Origin of the sequence: Pseudomonas putida, assembly GCF_025905425.1 — a bacterium.
GTDB lineage: Bacteria > Pseudomonadota > Gammaproteobacteria > Pseudomonadales > Pseudomonadaceae > Aquipseudomonas > Aquipseudomonas putida_AF.
Genome location: NZ_CP109603.1, coordinates 2,300,796 through 2,316,973, shown reverse-complemented (window position 1 = coordinate 2,316,973; position 16,178 = coordinate 2,300,796). Strand labels below are relative to the sequence as shown.

Sequence of the window (16,178 nt, the reverse complement as noted above, 5' to 3'; positions counted from 1 at the left end):
AAGCTCCCGTCATGAATCGGAAACTTTCAAGGCTAGCCGCCCTACCCCGCGCCGGCGAGTGATTCTGTATCTGGATATTTAGCGATCAGGCCGGCAACAGCAAGCGCAGGTCCAGGCCCTCCTCACCCATGGGCGGACACCAGTAATAGCCGCCGGTCAGTGGTCGGCTGAAGCGGTAGAGGCCGTCGATAATGCCGTCTTCCAGGCCGCTCATGCGCCGCAGTTGCACTTCGAAAGCATCGAAGCTGTGGCCCAAGGCAACGAAGGCAAGGCCTGCGCCACGGGCGTCGGCCCAGGCGACCGAACGACGGACCATGAACGCCTCAGGTTCGAAGCTTTCCTGGGCGGTGCGCTTGACGTGCGCGGACGCTGGGGCATCGTCGAGCTCTTCGTTATCGCTCAAACGACGACCGATGATGTTGTCCTGGTCTGGCTGGGGCAGTGACTTGAAGTACGCCAGGTCATGCTTCCACAGCTGGAACGCGGCAAAGCTGGAGCCCTTGAGGCCGGGTTGTTCGTCGTCAGCGATGGCGGCTTGCACGGCGTCTTCGTCCACCGGGTTCTCGGTGCCGTCTTCGTAGCCGGTCAGGTCGTGGCCGCCCCGGTGCAAAAAGCCATCGACGCTGTCTGCCAGGCGCAGCGCGGGTGCCACTGCCTGTTCCAGGGCCTGGGCGCGCAGCAGCAGGTCACCGCGCTCGTTACCCCGCAGCCACAGCCACAGGGCGTGTTGGGTGCTCGGGTTCTCCACGGCGGCATCCAGCAACGGGAAGGCACGCAAGCCCGGCACTTCACGGCCCAGGGCCTTGGCCAGGGTCGCACCGACGCCCAGGATCAGCTGTTGCCCATCGACCTGTGACAGCAAGGCGTCGAGTGCAGCGGGCAGCGCTTCGGGCGTGTGCAGCGTGAAGAACAGGTGGCGGGCGTGGGCCGGCACCGGCGTGGCAAGCAGACCTTGCTGAAACGACATGACAGGCTAATCCTTGGTAAAAGCGCGCATGCTACTGCGCCGGGACGCCCATCGCAACGCGGCATGCAGCCGCTGAGGGTGGTCAGACCGTTAACAAAAAGTTACCAAGAGGTGGCGCTTTGCAATTAGCTATCGATACAGCGCCACCTACACTCCTCGGAATACTTCGTGCGCCCCCCTGATCCGAGAGCCTCTTCATGACTGCCTCGCCCCTGCTCACCGCGTTCCTGCCCCTGGCTTTGGGCATCATCATGCTCGGCCTCGGGCTGTCGTTGACCCTGGCCGATTTTGCCCGTGTGGTGAAATACCCCAAGCCCGTGGTGATTGGCCTGGCTTGCCAGATTCTGTTGCTGCCGCTGGTGTGCTTCCTGATCGCCAACGGTTTTGGCCTGGAGTCTGCCCTGGCGGTAGGGCTGATGTTGCTGGCGGCCTCCCCTGGCGGTACCACGGCCAACCTGTTCAGCCACCTGGCCCACGGCGATGTGGCGCTGAACATCACCCTGACGGCGGTCAACTCGCTGATCGCGATCCTCACCATGCCGCTGCTGGTGAACCTGTCGTTGAGCTGGTTCATGGCGTCGGACCAGGCCATCCCCTTGCAGTTCGCCAAGGTCTTGCAGGTGTTCGCCATTGTCCTGCTACCGGTGGCGCTCGGCATGCTGATCCGCCACTTTGCACCCCGTTTCGCTGGGCGCATGGAAAAGCCGATGAAGTTGGTGGCGGCGCTGTTCCTGGCCTTCACCATCATCCTGGCGTTGGCCAAGGATTGGCAGACCGTGGTCGAATACGCCCCGGTAGTAGGCCTGGCGGCACTGGTGTTCAACCTGCTGAGCCTGGCCGTGGGCTACTGGGTACCCCGGCTGTTGCGGATTCCCAAGCGCCAGGCCATTGCCATCGGCATGGAGATCGGCATCCACAACGGGACCCTGGCAATCGCTCTGGCCTTGAGCCCGTCGTTGTTGAATAACGCAACCATGGCAGTGCCGGCTGCGCTCTACAGCCTGATCATGTTCTTCACGGCGGCAGGGTTTGGCTGGTGGGTGAGCCGCGGGCACGTGGCAGAAGCCCCCGAGGCTCAGGGTGATGCAGTCAACTGACCGCTGTGCCGGTCAGCGGCGGTTGCGGCGGTCCCGCAGCTGGCGCTTGAGCACTTCAAGGGGCGGTGCGTAGAAAAAGCCGAACGACACACTGCCTTGCCGGCCTTTGACTGCATGGTGAAGCCGATGGGCGCGATGCAGCCGCTTGAGGTAGCGGCTGACTGGCTGCGGTTTCTGCGGCCAGTGGCGATGAAAGAAGCCGTCGTGGGCCAGCACGTACAGCACGCCATACCCTGCCACGCCCCCGCCCACCCATTGCAGCGGGGCGTACCCCGCTTTGCCCAGCGCAACCAGCCCGGCAGCGATCAGCCCGAGCGCCAGCAGGTACAGGTCGTTGGTCTCAAGCATGCCCAGGTGTGGTTCGTGGTGCGAACGATGTAGCCACCAGCCCCAACCATGCATGATGTACTTGTGAGCCAGCGTGCCGACGCCCTCCATGGCCACCAGTGTGCCGACCAACATGGCAAGATTGAACAGCATGTAACGGTCCGGGTGGTGGCAAGGGAAGGCGCAAGGGTACCGACTGCGCGCTTTTTTTTCTATGTAGCCGTGACGGGCTGTAGGCACTTTCTTGATGAAGCCGTTGTCATGTTTTTGCCCTTGACCTCGCCTAGCTCGCGGCGTAAGGTCCGCGACGCAATTTCGCATCCCTGAACAGGAGTCCTGCATTGGACAGTAGCCCCAGTCGCTTGCGACAGGCCCACTCGGCGAGCTAGTCCGGCAGTGTCCTGCCACTGTCTCGCTGTATTGGCGTGATGGTGGATCTCTCCAGCCCTTGTGGCTGAAGCCTTCCTCTTTTCCTACCCTTCGTGGTCCTGCGCATTTTCTGGTTATTCAACCACGCCTACTCGTGATGGCGTTCATGCGGGCATGTGCCCGTGGAAGAGGTTTGCTATGGATTGGAAAGTCTTTCTGCTGCGCGTCAGCATTGCCCTGCTGCTGGGCGCGTTGATTGGCGCCGAGCGTCAACTGCGTCAACGCCTGACCGGCTTGCGTACCAATGCGCTGGTCAGCACCGGTGCCTGCCTGTTCGTGCTGATGACCCAGGCAGTGCCGGGCATGGCCCCCAACGATGCCTCGCGCGTTGCCGCTTATGTGGTGTCGGGGATCGGTTTTCTCGGGGGTGGCGTGATCATGCGCGATGGCTTCAACGTGCGCGGCCTGAATACTGCCGCCACCCTGTGGTGCACGGCCGCCGTTGGCGTACTGTGCAGCCTTGGCCTGTTGCTGGAGGCGACACTGGGCAGCCTGGCGGTGTTGTGCGCCAACATCCTGCTGCGTGATATCGCCCAGCGCCTGGACCGCCAGGACATCGTGCCGGCGACTGAAGTAGAACAACGCTTCGAGGTGCGCGTGGTCTGTCGTGCCGAGGATGAAATCCAGGTGCGCAGCCTGATGCTGCACAGCCTGGGCGATCCGGAACTGCGCCTGCAGTCGTTGCACAGTGAGGACTTGCCCAACCCGGCGCGCCTTGAAGTCCGCGCCGAACTGCTGGGCAACCCACAGGCGCCCGCCCAACTGGAGCGGCTGGTCAGCCGGGTGAGCCTGGAAAAGGGTGTAAGCTCGGTGCGCTGGCAACTGCAGCCGCAGGTGACGGCAGCAGACTAACGGCCAGCCACCCGACGACGGCTTGCAGGACCGACTTGTGAACATACGCCCTACCCTTACCCGCGACATCCCCTGGCTCGCCGAAGTCGAGCAGTCAGCCGCTCAGGCCTTCGCCCAACTGCCAGCGCTGGCCTGGCTGGCGCAAGGCGCTGTGCTGGACAGCACAGCGCATCAAGGTTTCGTCGACGCAGGCGCAAGCTGGCTGGCGGAGGGTGACGCGGGGCAGATTCTGGGCTTTGCCTGCGCACAGAGGCAACAACAGGCCTTGCACATTCATGAGATATCCGTGCGCCGGGAGGCCCAGGGGCAAGGTATCGGGCGCCTGCTGCTGAACCGGCTGGTCAACGAGGCGCGTGTAGCAGGCGCTCGCGAACTGACCTTGACCACCTTTGCCGACGTGCCCTGGAACGCGCCTTTCTATGCGCGCTATGGGTTCGAGGCAATTGCTGAGGGCCTGCTGTGCCCGCGGCTGCGCACGATCCTGGCCAGCGAAAATGCCCACGGGCTCACGGGGCGTTGTGCGATGCGCCTGAGCATCGATTGAGCAGCGCTGGCCCGACTCATGGGTCTGCACCCACCACCACACTGCTCGCCACGCAGTATCCATCTCGCCCCTGCCGCTTGGCCTGATACAAGGCGCCATCCGCCGCCGCCATCAGGCGCTCGGGGGTGACCGTTTCTCGGGCCAGGTCGCCAATCGCAATCCCCGCGCTGAATGACACTCGCCCCAGCGGGCTGCCACCATGCTCGATCATGTGCCTGCGCAGCATCTGCTGTATTTCCTGAACGACAAGCTCGGCGCCAGGCCCATCGGTATCGGGCAGCAACAGCGTGAATTCCTCGCCACCGTAGCGCACGGCCAAGTCTGCCGGGCGCCTCAATGCCTGTTGCAACAGCTCGGCGAAACGCCGCAGGCATTGGTCGCCGGCAAGGTGCCCGTAACGGTCGTTGTAAGCTTTGAAGTAGTCGAGGTCGAGCATGACCAGCGCCACTGGATAACCTTGCCGACGTGCCCGCCGAATTTCCGCGTCGAACACCGCATCCAGCCGCCGGCGGTTGCCAAGCCCGGTCAGGCTGTCGGTCAGCGCCAGGGATTTCAAGGTCTGGTGCGCCTGGTGCAGCGCGCGTTCTATGACAATGCGCTCGCGCAACTGGCGCAAGACCACCCCGCCGAACGCCGCCAACCCCACCAGCAGCATAAACAGGACAGCCACCGACTTGATCGCATCTTGCCGCCAGGGCGCCACGATCGACTCCCGCGACAGACCCGCTTCCACCACCAGCGGATAACTCGACAGCGCCCGGTAGGCATACAACCGGGGCGTGCCATCCACGACCGCCACCGCCTCGGTCACCCCTTCGCTGGCATACGGCAAGTGATTGCGAAAGATCTCGCTGTTGGCCAGTGTCCGCCCCACCATCCTGGAAACAAACGGCCGGCGAACCAGAATGGTGCCGTCGCGCTTGGCCAGGACCAGTGCGCCGCGCTCGTCGATCTTGAAATCGCCGTAGTAGCGCACAAACCAGTCCACCTTGATGGTCCCCAGCAATACCCCGGCAAAGCGCCCGTCGCCATAGTCCAGGCGCCGGGAAATGGGAATGATCAGGTCGCCGGTCGAGCGGCTGCGCACCACCGAGCCGATGCGTACCTGGCGGTCGCGATGGGTGCGGTGGTAAATGAAATAGTCGCGGTCGGCATTGTTGGCGCTGGGTGGTATCGCTGCCTGGTCGGTGACCAGCCAACTGCCATCGGGGCCATACACGAACAATCCGTGCAACTGCGGCATGAGCGATTTCTGCTGAGCCAGCAAGGCATGTAGCCGTGGGCGATCGATGTGCGCGAAACCGTCACCTTCCAGGCGCTCGGCCAGGGACGCGGTGACGACATCCACCTGGCGAATGGCGTCCTCAGCATGCTGGGCCGTGGCCCGGGCAAGGTTGGTCACCATGTTCTCGGCGTTGCTGAAGGCGTGGCGGTAATCGCGCCAGATTCGCCAGCCTTCTACCATCACGAAGGCCAGCATCACCACCACCATGAACGTCAGGACCAGGCGGAACAGCGCCACGGCGCGGCCCTCGCTGGTTACCGCGAAGTGCCCCTCGTCATCCTGTTTCCTGGCTGCGCACATTGAGTTTCCTTGCCATACCACATTCGCCGCTTATGACTATAGTTCAGCGCCGTTTTCGCGAAGCCAACTCGATCCATACCGGGGCATGGTCGCTGGGCTTGGGCTCGTTGCGGACCCAGGCATCCACCCCTGCGGCCTTGAGGTAAGGCGCGAGTTGCGGGTTGAGCAGCAGGTGGTCGATACGCAACCCGGCATTGCGCGGCCAGTGGTTGCGAAAATAGTCCCAGAAGGTGTAGACCCGCTCATCAGGGTGCAGATGACGCAGCGCATCGGTCCAGCCCTGGCTCAGCAAGCGCTGGTAGCAGTCTCGGGACTCAGGTTGCAGCAGTGCGTCTTTGAGCCAGGAACGTGGGTTATAGATGTCGAAATCGGTCGGCACGACGTTGAAATCACCGGCCAACACCACCGGATGACCGCTACCGAGCAGGGTGGCGGCATGTTCGATCAGGCATTCGAACCAGCGCAGCTTGTAGGCGAACTTCGGCCCAGGTTGCGGGTTGCCGTTGGGCAGGTACAGGCAGCCGATGACCAGCCCCTGCACGGCAGCCTCCAGGTAGCGGCACTGGTCATCATCCTCCATGCCGGGTAAGCCGCGGCGTACTTCCAGTGGCGCGCTACCCCGCGCGAGAATGGCGACACCGTTCCATGAAGGCTGTCCCTGGTACAGGCAGCCGTAGCCCACCGCTTCCAGCGCTTCACGAGGGAACTGCTGATCGGGCGCCTTCAGCTCCTGCAAGCAGGCGATGTCGGGCTTTTCTCGCTCCAGCCAGGCGATCAACGCCGGCAATCGACTGCGAATGCCGTTGATATTGAACGTGGCGATCTTCAACGCTTTCATGCGTCGGGGCCCCCAGCACGGCGTCTTCTGCTGCGTTCAGTGTTCATGTGCGTGGCGCCTCGCTACCCGCGTTGAATGTGAGAGCCCTGCCCTCGGCCAACGTTCAACCGGGTGCCTTTACCTGCTGCGCTTTCAATGCGTCGTCCCGCAGTTGCAGTTCATCTTCCAGGTGCTGCAACTGACGGACCTGTTCGGCATACAGCTCGCGCTTGTCTTCGAGGATCTGCGCTTGCACATCCAGTTGACGGCGCATTTCCTCACTTGCGCCCTGGGCCTGGGCCAGGATGGTACGTAGGCCCTGGATCTGCGCATCGCGCTGCTCAAGGAGTTCGTCCCGTGCCTTGCGTTCGCTGGTGGCTTGCCGGTGTTCACCCAGCAAGCGCTCGTTATCACGGTGCAGGTGGGTCAGTTCATCCTGCTTGACGATCATACCCTGCTGCAATTGGCGCACCTCCACTTGCAGCTGCTGCAGCTGCGCTTCGTGCCGGCGTTGCTCCTGCTCACGTTGTTCGCGGCTGGCAGTGCGGTAATGCTCCAGCGCATCGCGGGCATGGCGATGTTTGTCTTCCAGAGAGCGAACCTGCTCTTCCTTGTCGTTCAGGCGCAATTGCAGCTCGCCCAATGACTGGTTGAGGCTGGCGCTGCGCAGTTGTTCTGCCTGCAGGGTGCTTTGCGTGGATAGCAGTTTCTCCGATTCGGCTACCAGTGCCGCGTCCTGGATTTTCTGCTGTTGATGCGCAGCGGCCAGGGCCTCTTGAGCCAACTGCAATTGCGCTTCGAGGTGTTCACGTTGCTGGGTGAAAACGCTTTCGGCCTCCTCGATGCGTATATCCGCCTCTTCCTGCAGCTGAGTTGCCAACTGCCCGACAAACCTTCCAATCGCATCGCTCAGCCCTGGGGTGCCCGCAGACGCCACGGTTTGCTGGCCATTGAGCTCCTTCAGGTAGCGATGGATCGTGCTTTTCGAGCCGGTATTACCCAGCTCGATACGTACCGCATCGATGCTGGGATTTTCCCCGCGGGCGATCAGCGCCTGACGCGCCTGCTGCACTACAACCTTGTTGATACCGCCCCGGGCCATGCTTGCTCCTACGATTTTGTAATGTGGTACGTAATATGTAATTACGTACCAATTTTTGACTGGAAAGCGACCATGCTTCAAGAACTATCTGACATGGAGTAATCACGGCTTATCGCATGTTAAGCGTTAAAAAGGCGGTTTTTGAGTGGTAAACGCGTACAGCAGCGCGCTGGACTGATTTGGAGGGATATTGCGGGCGCGTCAGGGCGCCCAGCGCTGGAGACAGCGAAGGCAAGGCGCGAAAGAATTGGCAGTGGCTTGGGCAGATGACGACCGCTAGGGTCTGCAGGAGGGCTGTTCTAGATGTTGGTGACTTTGATCAGGTCTGCGCCGAGCAGGCGTACTCGTCGCTTCTGCTCACCAAGGCTTGATGGAGCTGCCGAGGCGAAACGGGCTTATGCAGCAGCGGAATGCCGCTGGCCCGCGCCTCTCTCAGGCGTTCAGGTGCGGTGTCTCCGGTAATCAGCAGCGCTGGCAGCGTGGGCCCGAAAACAGCGCGCACCTTGCGTATCGCATCAGCGCCGGTCTTCTCATCACGCAGTCGAAAATCGCTGATCACGACCTGAACCGGCCAGCCGGCCAGCCGCTGCATAGCGGCGTCATCCATGCTTTCCTCGGTGCGGCAATCACAGCCCCAGTCACTCAACAGGTGTTCCATGGCCTGGCGAACGATCGCATCATCTTCAATGACCAACACGCACAGCCCCTGCAACCGGGTACCGCAACTTGGTTGAATCTCCAGGCTGTTGAACGCGTACTCGCGCGTGCACCGCTTGGCGAGCGGCACACGGATGCGAAAAATGCTGCCTCTGCCAGGCTCTGAAACCAAGCTCATGGCATGGTTGAGCGAACGCGCCAGGCCATCGGTAATCGCCAAGCCAAGCCCCAGGCCTTTGGTGCGGTCCCGTTCCGGGTTACCCAACTGGTGGAACTCACGGAAGATTTCTGTCTGGTGCGCCGCAGCGATACCGATACCGGTATCCACAACTTCAATCGACACATGGTCACCACGTTGGCGGCAACCGATCAGCACCCCACCGCGCTCGGTGTAACGAATGGCGTTAGTAATCAGGTTACGTAGCATCAGTTCCAGCAACGCAGGGTCCGAATCGACTGCCAGTGCGGTTTCACGGCTTCGGTAAACGATCCCCTTGGCATCCGCCTGCCCGCCCAGCTCGATTTCGAGTTTGTGAAGCAGCGGTTGCAGCTGGAACGTACAGTGCTGCGGCTCGATCACGCCCGCTTCGATACGCGAAAAGTCGAGCAGGATGTTCAGCATCTGAGCGGCAGCCTGGCTGGCGGCTCGCGCATTACCCAGGACTTTGTGCTGGACCTCGGACAGATCGCTGGAAGCCAGTACCTCAAGGAACAGTTCCTGGGCATGAACCGGTTGGCGAAGGTCGTGGCTGGCCGCTGCAAGAAACTTGGACTTGGCCTGGTTGGCCTCTTCCGCCTTGATCCGGGCTTGCTGCAAGCGCCCTACCAACTGCAGGTTTTCGAAACGTAACGCGATCGACTGCCTGGATGTCCTCTGCACAATCAGGGCCTGGCCGAACTGACCGGCCACGAACAACGTACAGCCAACGGCCAGTACGTTGTAGGCGTTGCCATCAATCATCAGCAAGCACGCATTGATCACCACCAGTTGCGTCAGCTGCATGCTGGCATACAACGGAAAGACCGGTGCCAGCAACGACACCGCGTTACCGCTGACACCTGCCAGCGAAGCCATCACCAGCAGTTGCTCCGGCAGCGAGCCATGGCCCATCTCGATCCAGGCGAGTGCGCCCCAGGCGAACCCTTCGAACACCTTGATCAGGCACATGTGCCTGATCAGCCGCTGGGCATTGTCTGGTGTGACGCCGGCCTTTAACCCGCGGATGGCATAGACCACGCACAGTACACGCCCGGCCGTGACCAGCCCAAGCCAGGCCAGCAGTTGCCACCTGTGCTGCGGCGAGTCCAGCGCGCCCACCAGCACCACGGCCAACGCCAGGCCCAGGAACAACGAGTTCTTCATGCCTTCAAACACCTGGCGCACCTGCTCCACGCGAATACGCGTCGCCTGGTCGAGGCCCTGAAGATTGTCGTCTGCGTGATCGTCCCTGAGTAAAATCTGTCGAGTCCTTTCTTTGTGTGAGAAGTCAAACGCGAAGTGCTTTGGAATCTACTTCCGTCACGTGTACGAAGGCAAGTGCGCCATCACAACGGGGTTGAGCCCCTCAATCGACCAGTTTCAGGCGCTGGGCACGGAAAGCGGCTTGCGAACGGCTGGAGACCTCCAGCGCCGCCAGCAGCGCCTGGACATGGCCACGCACTGTGTTCTCGGACAACCCCAACTGCTTGCCAATCGCCTTGTTCGGCAAGCCACGGTGGAGCAAGCGCAACACTTCGAGCTGTCGGGGTGTCAAGGGCGGAGGCTCGCTAGCCGGGGGCAACCCGATACCCAGAAACTGCCCCACCAGCTCCAGCATGTGAGCCGGTTTTTCTGTTTTTGAGATGAACGCTCGGGCACCCAGGGCTTTCACGGCCTCAGCCACGTCGTCCGGATGAGCGGCAGACACCACGACCAACTGCGCTTCAGGCCAGCGCTCACGCATCAGCGGCATGCCTTCCAGCCCGCTCAGGCCCGGCAGCTGCAAATCCAGCAGCACCAGGTCAGGTTCGTCGGTCAGCGCAAGGGCTTCGTCCAAAGCCCCCGCTTCGATGATTTGCACATTCGCCAGCCCCGTCGACAGCACCATGGCGATGCCTGAACGGAACAGAGCGTGATCGTCTACGAGTAACAGGCGAAGGGTTTTCATAAACCCAATGAAACCTGAGGACAACCGACGGCGCAAGCAGTCCATCTGGACTATGGCGTGCTGCGCCGGCAACCGCATAGCCTTTAGGGAAAGTGCCATGCCGCTTGCGCATCGGCCAACAACACGACGAAGGAACGTATGAATACGCCCATCTGTGGTCTCTCACGCTCACTCCGCCAGCCGTTATCGATTGTTCGAGGCCAGCCCTATGCCGCGCGCTGATGACATTGCCAATCTGTTCCAGTGCATCGGTGTCAGCCCAAGCGGCTACCGGGAAATGTCGAGCCTGCTTGGCACTGCCCGCACGCTTGAGAGCCTACCCGTAGACATTTCCCGCCCTGGCTTGGCCAACGCTCTCCCCCAAAACGCAGCGCCCCAGGCCAAGCGAGCCGTGCAGGCGCAGGTTGTGGTGGTTGCGTCCGCTAACGGCGGGGTCGGTAAAAGCACCGCCGCAGCCGCATTGGCCATGGCCTTCAACCGGGGCAGCCGCACCTACGCCATCGACCTGGACCCGCAGAACGCGTTAACGCGCCATTTTGCATTGCGCACCAGCAAACCCGGGCTGGTGCAGTTCCAGCAAGGCAGCGCCACCTGGCAGGAGATCGTCCACAACAACGCCCTTGGGGGCTTATGCCTTCCCTTTGGCGCTTGTACCCACGAGCAGCAGCGTGAGTTCGAACGAACCCTGTACGACAACCCCGATTGGTTGGCCTGCCAGCTCGCGCAACTGCACACCAGCCCTCGCGATACCTTGGTTATCGATACCCCGACTGGCAGTTCGGTATACCTCGACCAGGCACTGGCCATCGCCGACCTGGTGCTCATGGTGACAACACCCGCTGCGGCCAGCTATCACGCCCTCCCGCGCCTTGAACACATCCTCAAGGCGCGGCAAACCGGGCAACCTCGCGTGCCTCTGCGATACGTCATCAACCAGTTGGACACCACCCGTGACTTCAGCCAAAGCATGCTCGCTGCCTTGCGCAAGCGCTTGGGCGCAGACCTGCTGGGCGTGATCCAGCATGACCATTTCCTGGCCGAGTCGATGCCCAGTGAGCGCCCCACACTGGGCAGCTTGCCCTCTACCAAGGGCGGTCTGGACCTGCTGGACCTGGCGCGTACGCTGCAACTCGCCCTCAGCCAGCCCCAGCTTTCGCAACTGAGTACCTCATGAACCTGCCCGCCCCGACGCCATCCCGTGATGCGCGACCCGACCGCTGGCTCGATCACCTGGGTGACCGCGCCAAGCCTTACCACAAAGCCCTGGTGATACTGCTGGGCACTATCGGCCTGGTGCTGCTGACCAGCATCATCAGTGCGCCACTGGACCTCTACAGCCAGTGCTTGTTTGCCGCTGCGTGTTTCTGTATTGCGCTGCTGCTGCGCAAGCTGCCAGGTCGCCTGCCGGTACTGGCACTGGTCGTGATGTCACTGATCGCTTCATTGCGCTACATGTACTGGCGCCTCACCGAGACCCTGGGCTTTGAAGACTGGCTGTCAGCCTGTTTCGGTTACGGCCTGGTGCTGGCCGAGCTCTATGCGCTGGTGGTGCTGCTGTTCGGCTATGTACAGACCGCCTGGCCATTGCGCCGCAAGCCACACCCCCTGAGCGACACACCGGCGGACTGGCCAACGGTCGATGTGTTCATTCCCACCTACAATGAGTCGCTTGATATCGTTCGCCTGAGCATCTTCGCTGCCCAGGCGATGGACTGGCCTGCTGACAAGTTGCGTGTACACGTGCTCGACGATGGCCGGCGCGACGAATTTCGCCAGTTCTGTGCCGACATCGGGGTGAATTACCTGACCCGTGCCGATAACCAGCACGCCAAGGCCGGCAACCTCAACGCGGCGCTCAAGGTCACCGATGGCGAATACGTTGCTATTTTCGACGCCGACCACGTACCCACGCGCTCTTTCCTGCAGATCGCCATGGGCTGGTTCCTGCGCGATCCAAAGTTGGCAATGCTGCAGACACCGCACTTTTTCTTCTCGCCCGACCCCTTCGAGAAGAACCTCGACACCTTCCGCGACGTGCCCAATGAAGGTGAGTTGTTCTATGGCCTGGTGCAGGATGGCAACGACCTGTGGAATGCCACGTTCTTCTGTGGCTCGTGCGCTGTGCTACGGCGTTCGAGCCTTGAAGAAGTGGGAGGGGTCGCGGTGGAGACCGTCACCGAAGATGCCCACACAGCCCTCAAGCTGAACCGCGCCGGCTACAACACCGCCTACCTGGCGATCCCTCAGGCCGCAGGCTTGGCCACCGAGAGCCTGTCACGGCATATCAGCCAACGCATTCGCTGGGCGCGCGGCATGGCCCAGATATTCCGCACCGATAATCCGTTGCTGGGCAAAGGGCTGAATCTGGGGCAGCGCATCTGTTATGCCAACGCCATGCTGCACTTTTTCTATGGCCTACCTCGCCTGGTGTTCCTGACGGCGCCACTGGCCTACCTGGTGTTTGGCGCAGAAATCTTCCATGCCTCAGCGCTGATGATCACCGCCTATGTGCTGCCTCATCTGTTTCACGCCAACCTGACCAACTCGACCATTCAGGGGCGTTTTCGCCATTCGTTCTGGAACGAGGTTTATGAGACGGTGCTGGCCTGGTACATCATGCCGCCCGTGCTGATGGCCCTGGTAAGCCCCAAGTTCGGTGGTTTCAACGTCACCGACAAAGGCGGCATCATCGACCGCGGCTTCTTTGACTGGCGCCTCGCCCGCCCCTATCTGGTGTTGCTGCTGTGTAACCTGACCGGCCTGGGCTTTGGCGTCCACCAGTTGATTTGGGGTGACCCTTCGACCCGCACCACGGTGCTGATCAACCTGGCCTGGACCCTCTACAACCTGGTCATTACCAGTGCTGCGGTTGCCGTCGCCAGCGAGACGCGCCAAGTGCGCCGTGAGCCGCGGGTTCAGGCAAGGCTGCAGACCCGGGTCATCTTGCCCGATGGCCGCCAGTTCTTTTGCCACACCCTGGACTTCTCCCAGCGAGGCATTGGCCTGGAACTGCCGCCGCACATCAACCTGGCGTGTGGCGATCGCATTCAGGTTGGGCTCATTCGCAACCAGCAAGTCGTGGACTTCGAAACCACGGTCGTGTTCAGCAATGACCGCGCGGTCGGTACCGAATTTGCGCCGCTGACCCTGCAACAACAAAGCGACCTGGTGCGCCTGACCTTCGCCCGTGCCGACACCTGGGCCGGCAACTGGGGCAACGGCGAGCCTGACTCGCCGCTTAGCGCACTGCGCACAGTCAGCCGCATTGGCATGGGCGCACTGCTGGCCCTGTTACGCAATAGCGCCATTCGGCGCACCTAGCAGGCCATCGCGAACCCGCCAAAGCCTCGTCAAAAAAAAGCATCTGGAACTACCATGACCCTACATACCCCGCGCCGGACTGACGTGCGCAGCTGTCTTCGCCTTGCCGTGCTGGCCGGCTCAAGCCTGCTCGGCCTGAGCACTCACGCGGCCCTAGCGCTGGCCGAGGAGCCCGCTGCAACGTCCCCAGGCAGTGCCAGCTACAACCTCACGCTCAAGCAACTTGGCCGCCTCGACACCATCAACCTGCAAGGCACCGAGTCCTCGGACGGTGTGAGCTTCGGTGTGCGTGCCGACCAGGTGGTGACGCATGCCCGGCTGCTGCTCGACTACAGCTACTCACCTGCACTGCTGGCAGACCTTTCGCAGATCAACGTGCTGGTCAACGACGAGGTTGCCGCCAGCCTGGCGCTGCCCAAAGAAGGCGCCGGCAAGCCACAACAGCAAACGGTCGATATTCCTGCACCCCTGATGACCGAATTCAACCGCTTGCGCCTGCAGTTCATTGGCCACTACACCACAGGCTGCGAAGACCCTCTGCACAGCAGCCTGTGGGCCAAGATCAACACGGCCACCGAGCTGCAGGTGCAGGTCGCGCCCATCCGCTTGCAGGATGACCTGTCGATTCTGCCACTGCCCTTCTTCGACCGTCGCGATTCCCGTCAAGTGGAGCTGCCGGTCATCTTTGCTGCGCCCCCTTCGGTGGGCGCCCTTGAGGCGGCCGGTACGCTGTCTTCCTGGGTCGGTGCGCTGGCCGCCTACCGTGGCGCCAGGTTCCAGGCCAGTGTCGGGCAATTGCCAGCACAGGGCAGTGGCATTGTCCTGGCGCTAGCAAGCAAGCCCGTGCAACTGGGCGAGCTTCAGCTTGCCGAAGCCAAAGGCCCCACCGTGAGCCTGCTTAGCAACCCCCGTGACCCGTTTGGCAAGCTGCTGGTAATCACTGGCCGTGACGAGGCCGAGCTCAAGCTGGCGGCCAATGCGGTAGCACTGGGCAACAAGGCACTGGACGGCGCCAGTGTGCTCATCAACCACATAGAACCCCTGGCACCCCGTCGCCCCTACGATGCACCAAACTGGTTGCCGACTGATCGCCCGGTGAAACTTGGCGAACTGATCGCACCCGAGCGGCTTAGCGTCTCGGGCTACAACCCAGGCAGCATCAACATCCCTTTGCACTTGCCGCCTGACCTGTTCAGCTGGCGGGAAACCGGCGTACCGCTGAACCTGAAGTACCGCTACACGCCGCAGCAGCGCTCCACCAACTCGTCGCTGCTGGTGAGCTTCAACGACGCCTTTGCCAAATCGATGCCCCTGCCCTCACTCGGCAACCTGGGCGAAAGCGACCTTTCTGCCTGGCTGAAAAAGGATGCAAGCCTGCCCCGAACGTCGACAGTGCTGCTGCCGCTGGCCAACGCCACGCCGCGCTCACAGCTGCAACTGCGCTTCATGTACGACTACATCAAGGAAGGGGAATGCCGCGACATCATCATCGACAACATGCGCGGCCTGATCGACCCGGAATCGACGGTTGACCTGCGCGGCTATGACCATTTTATCGCCTTGCCCAACCTTGGCGTGTTCAACGACAGCGGCTTCCCTTTCACCCGCCTGGCTGATTTGTCGCAGACTGCCGTGGTCATGCCCGAGGGCAGCGCTGAGCAAGAGTGGAGCACGTTGCTGACCGTGCTCGGGCGCTTTGGCCGCTCTACCGGATACCCCGCCACAGCCGTGCGCGTAGTGGATGCCAGCACGGTGCAAGCGGTTGCCGACCGCGACCTGCTGGTGATTGCCTCCGGTAACAACCAACCGTTGCTGGAACAATGGGCCAAGCACCTGCCGGCGATCACCAGTGGGGCGCGTCCGTACTTCTCTTTGTCGGACCTTGGCTTGCAAGTACGCGACTGGATCACGCCATCGGCCCATGCGCAAGAACACAAGGCGCAACTGCAAGTGAACTACTCCGGGGCCAACCGCAGCACCTTCCTCAGTGGCTTCGAATCCCCGCTTAGCGCTGGCCGCAGTGTTGTGGTGATCGCGGCAGGCAGGCCCGAATCGTTGGCCGACGCCACTGCCGCAATGCTCGGTGGCGACCAATACCAGGACAGCATTCAGGGCAGCCTGGCGGTTATCAATGGCGTGAAGATCGACTCATTGGTGGCTGAGGAGCAGTACTACGTTGGCAAACTCGGGGTGGTCAAGTATGTGCAATGGCAGCTTGCCCGGCATCCCCTGCTGATGCTGCTGGTCATGTTGCTGGGCCTGGCGGTGGTCAGCTCGCTGCTCTACCTCGCCTTGCGTGCACGTGCGCGCAAGCGTCTTGCCTAAAGGGGCTC

At 62.0% G+C, this 16,178-nt stretch carries 13 protein-coding genes; 6 read left to right on the top strand and 7 right to left on the bottom strand.

The window, feature by feature from the left end; genetic code table 11:
• Window positions 1–85: 85 nt before the first annotated feature.
• Window positions 86–967 (bottom strand): Dyp-type peroxidase, encoded by an 882-nt coding sequence (locus OGV19_RS10430; RefSeq protein WP_264313307.1) that lies wholly within the window; start codon window positions 965–967, stop codon window positions 86–88.
• A gap of 197 nt (window positions 968–1,164) precedes the next feature.
• On the opposite strand from OGV19_RS10430, the gene OGV19_RS10425 reads away from it, so the two are divergent.
• On the top strand, window positions 1,165–2,064 hold the full coding sequence (locus tag OGV19_RS10425) for a bile acid:sodium symporter family protein (protein ID WP_264313306.1): 900 nt from the start codon (window positions 1,165–1,167) through the stop codon (window positions 2,062–2,064).
• 12 nt (window positions 2,065–2,076) lie between these two features.
• Here OGV19_RS10425 and OGV19_RS10420 read toward each other — a convergent pair whose 3' ends face one another.
• On the bottom strand, window positions 2,077–2,544 hold the full coding sequence (locus OGV19_RS10420) for a sterol desaturase family protein (protein ID WP_264313305.1): 468 nt from the start codon (window positions 2,542–2,544) through the stop codon (window positions 2,077–2,079).
• Window positions 2,545–2,958: 414 nt separating this feature from the next.
• On the opposite strand from OGV19_RS10420, the gene OGV19_RS10415 reads away from it, so the two are divergent.
• Entirely contained in the window at window positions 2,959–3,672 is a 714-nt protein-coding gene (locus OGV19_RS10415) for an MgtC/SapB family protein (protein ID WP_264313304.1), read from the top strand.
• A gap of 37 nt (window positions 3,673–3,709) precedes the next feature.
• Window positions 3,710–4,216, top strand: coding sequence for a GNAT family N-acetyltransferase (locus OGV19_RS10410; RefSeq protein ID WP_264313303.1), 507 nt, complete (start codon window positions 3,710–3,712; stop codon window positions 4,214–4,216).
• 16 nt (window positions 4,217–4,232) lie between these two features.
• On the opposite strand, the gene OGV19_RS10405 is transcribed toward OGV19_RS10410, so the two are convergent.
• The 5 genes from OGV19_RS10405 to OGV19_RS10385 form a co-directional block, all read right to left on the bottom strand.
• Window positions 4,233–5,801, bottom strand: coding sequence for a sensor domain-containing diguanylate cyclase (locus OGV19_RS10405; protein WP_264313302.1), 1,569 nt, complete (start codon window positions 5,799–5,801; stop codon window positions 4,233–4,235).
• Window positions 5,802–5,844: 43 nt separating this feature from the next.
• Window positions 5,845–6,639: an exodeoxyribonuclease III gene (gene xth / locus OGV19_RS10400; RefSeq protein ID WP_264313301.1), complete on the bottom strand. Its 795-nt coding sequence runs from the start codon at window positions 6,637–6,639 to the stop codon at window positions 5,845–5,847.
• A gap of 103 nt (window positions 6,640–6,742) precedes the next feature.
• Window positions 6,743–7,720: a DNA-binding protein gene (locus tag OGV19_RS10395; protein ID WP_264313300.1), complete on the bottom strand. Its 978-nt coding sequence runs from the start codon at window positions 7,718–7,720 to the stop codon at window positions 6,743–6,745.
• 319 nt (window positions 7,721–8,039) lie between these two features.
• Window positions 8,040–9,740: an ATP-binding response regulator gene (locus tag OGV19_RS10390; protein WP_264313299.1), complete on the bottom strand. Its 1,701-nt coding sequence runs from the start codon at window positions 9,738–9,740 to the stop codon at window positions 8,040–8,042.
• 202 nt (window positions 9,741–9,942) lie between these two features.
• Entirely contained in the window at window positions 9,943–10,524 is a 582-nt protein-coding gene (locus OGV19_RS10385) for a response regulator (protein WP_264313298.1), read from the bottom strand.
• Window positions 10,525–10,732: 208 nt separating this feature from the next.
• Between OGV19_RS10385 and bcsQ the strand changes: the two genes are divergently transcribed.
• The 3 genes from bcsQ to bcsB are packed head-to-tail and all read left to right on the top strand — an operon-like array spanning window position 10,733 to window position 16,170.
• Window positions 10,733–11,698, top strand: a complete 966-nt coding sequence (bcsQ, locus tag OGV19_RS10380) for a cellulose biosynthesis protein BcsQ (protein ID WP_264313297.1) — start codon at window positions 10,733–10,735, stop codon at window positions 11,696–11,698.
• Window positions 11,695–13,845: a UDP-forming cellulose synthase catalytic subunit gene (gene bcsA / locus OGV19_RS10375; RefSeq protein WP_264313296.1), complete on the top strand. Its 2,151-nt coding sequence runs from the start codon at window positions 11,695–11,697 to the stop codon at window positions 13,843–13,845. Before bcsQ ends, bcsA begins: the two co-directional genes overlap by 4 nt.
• Window positions 13,846–13,899: 54 nt before the next feature.
• Entirely contained in the window at window positions 13,900–16,170 is a 2,271-nt protein-coding gene (gene bcsB, locus OGV19_RS10370) for a cellulose biosynthesis cyclic di-GMP-binding regulatory protein BcsB (RefSeq protein ID WP_264313295.1), read from the top strand.
• Window positions 16,171–16,178: the final 8 nt, after the last annotated feature.

Bases quoted from the DNA above. Each gene is read 5' to 3' on its own strand.
- OGV19_RS10405 (WP_264313302.1), bottom strand. From the start codon at position 5,801: ATGTGCGCAGCCAGGAAACAGGATGACGAGGGGCACTTCGCGGTAACC.
- OGV19_RS10385 (WP_264313298.1), bottom strand. From the start codon at position 10,524: ATGAAAACCCTTCGCCTGTTACTCGTAGACGATCACGCTCTGTTCCGT.
- xth (WP_264313301.1), bottom strand. From the start codon at position 6,639: ATGAAAGCGTTGAAGATCGCCACGTTCAATATCAACGGCATTCGCAGT.
- OGV19_RS10420 (WP_264313305.1), bottom strand. From the start codon at position 2,544: ATGCTGTTCAATCTTGCCATGTTGGTCGGCACACTGGTGGCCATGGAG.
- bcsA (WP_264313296.1), top strand. From the start codon at position 11,695: ATGAACCTGCCCGCCCCGACGCCATCCCGTGATGCGCGACCCGACCGC.
- OGV19_RS10415 (WP_264313304.1), top strand. From the start codon at position 2,959: ATGGATTGGAAAGTCTTTCTGCTGCGCGTCAGCATTGCCCTGCTGCTG.
- OGV19_RS10390 (WP_264313299.1), bottom strand. From the start codon at position 9,740: ATGAAGAACTCGTTGTTCCTGGGCCTGGCGTTGGCCGTGGTGCTGGTG.
- bcsQ (WP_264313297.1), top strand. From the start codon at position 10,733: ATGCCGCGCGCTGATGACATTGCCAATCTGTTCCAGTGCATCGGTGTC.
- bcsB (WP_264313295.1), top strand. From the start codon at position 13,900: ATGACCCTACATACCCCGCGCCGGACTGACGTGCGCAGCTGTCTTCGC.
- OGV19_RS10395 (WP_264313300.1), bottom strand. From the start codon at position 7,720: ATGGCCCGGGGCGGTATCAACAAGGTTGTAGTGCAGCAGGCGCGTCAG.
- OGV19_RS10425 (WP_264313306.1), top strand. From the start codon at position 1,165: ATGACTGCCTCGCCCCTGCTCACCGCGTTCCTGCCCCTGGCTTTGGGC.
- OGV19_RS10430 (WP_264313307.1), bottom strand. From the start codon at position 967: ATGTCGTTTCAGCAAGGTCTGCTTGCCACGCCGGTGCCGGCCCACGCC.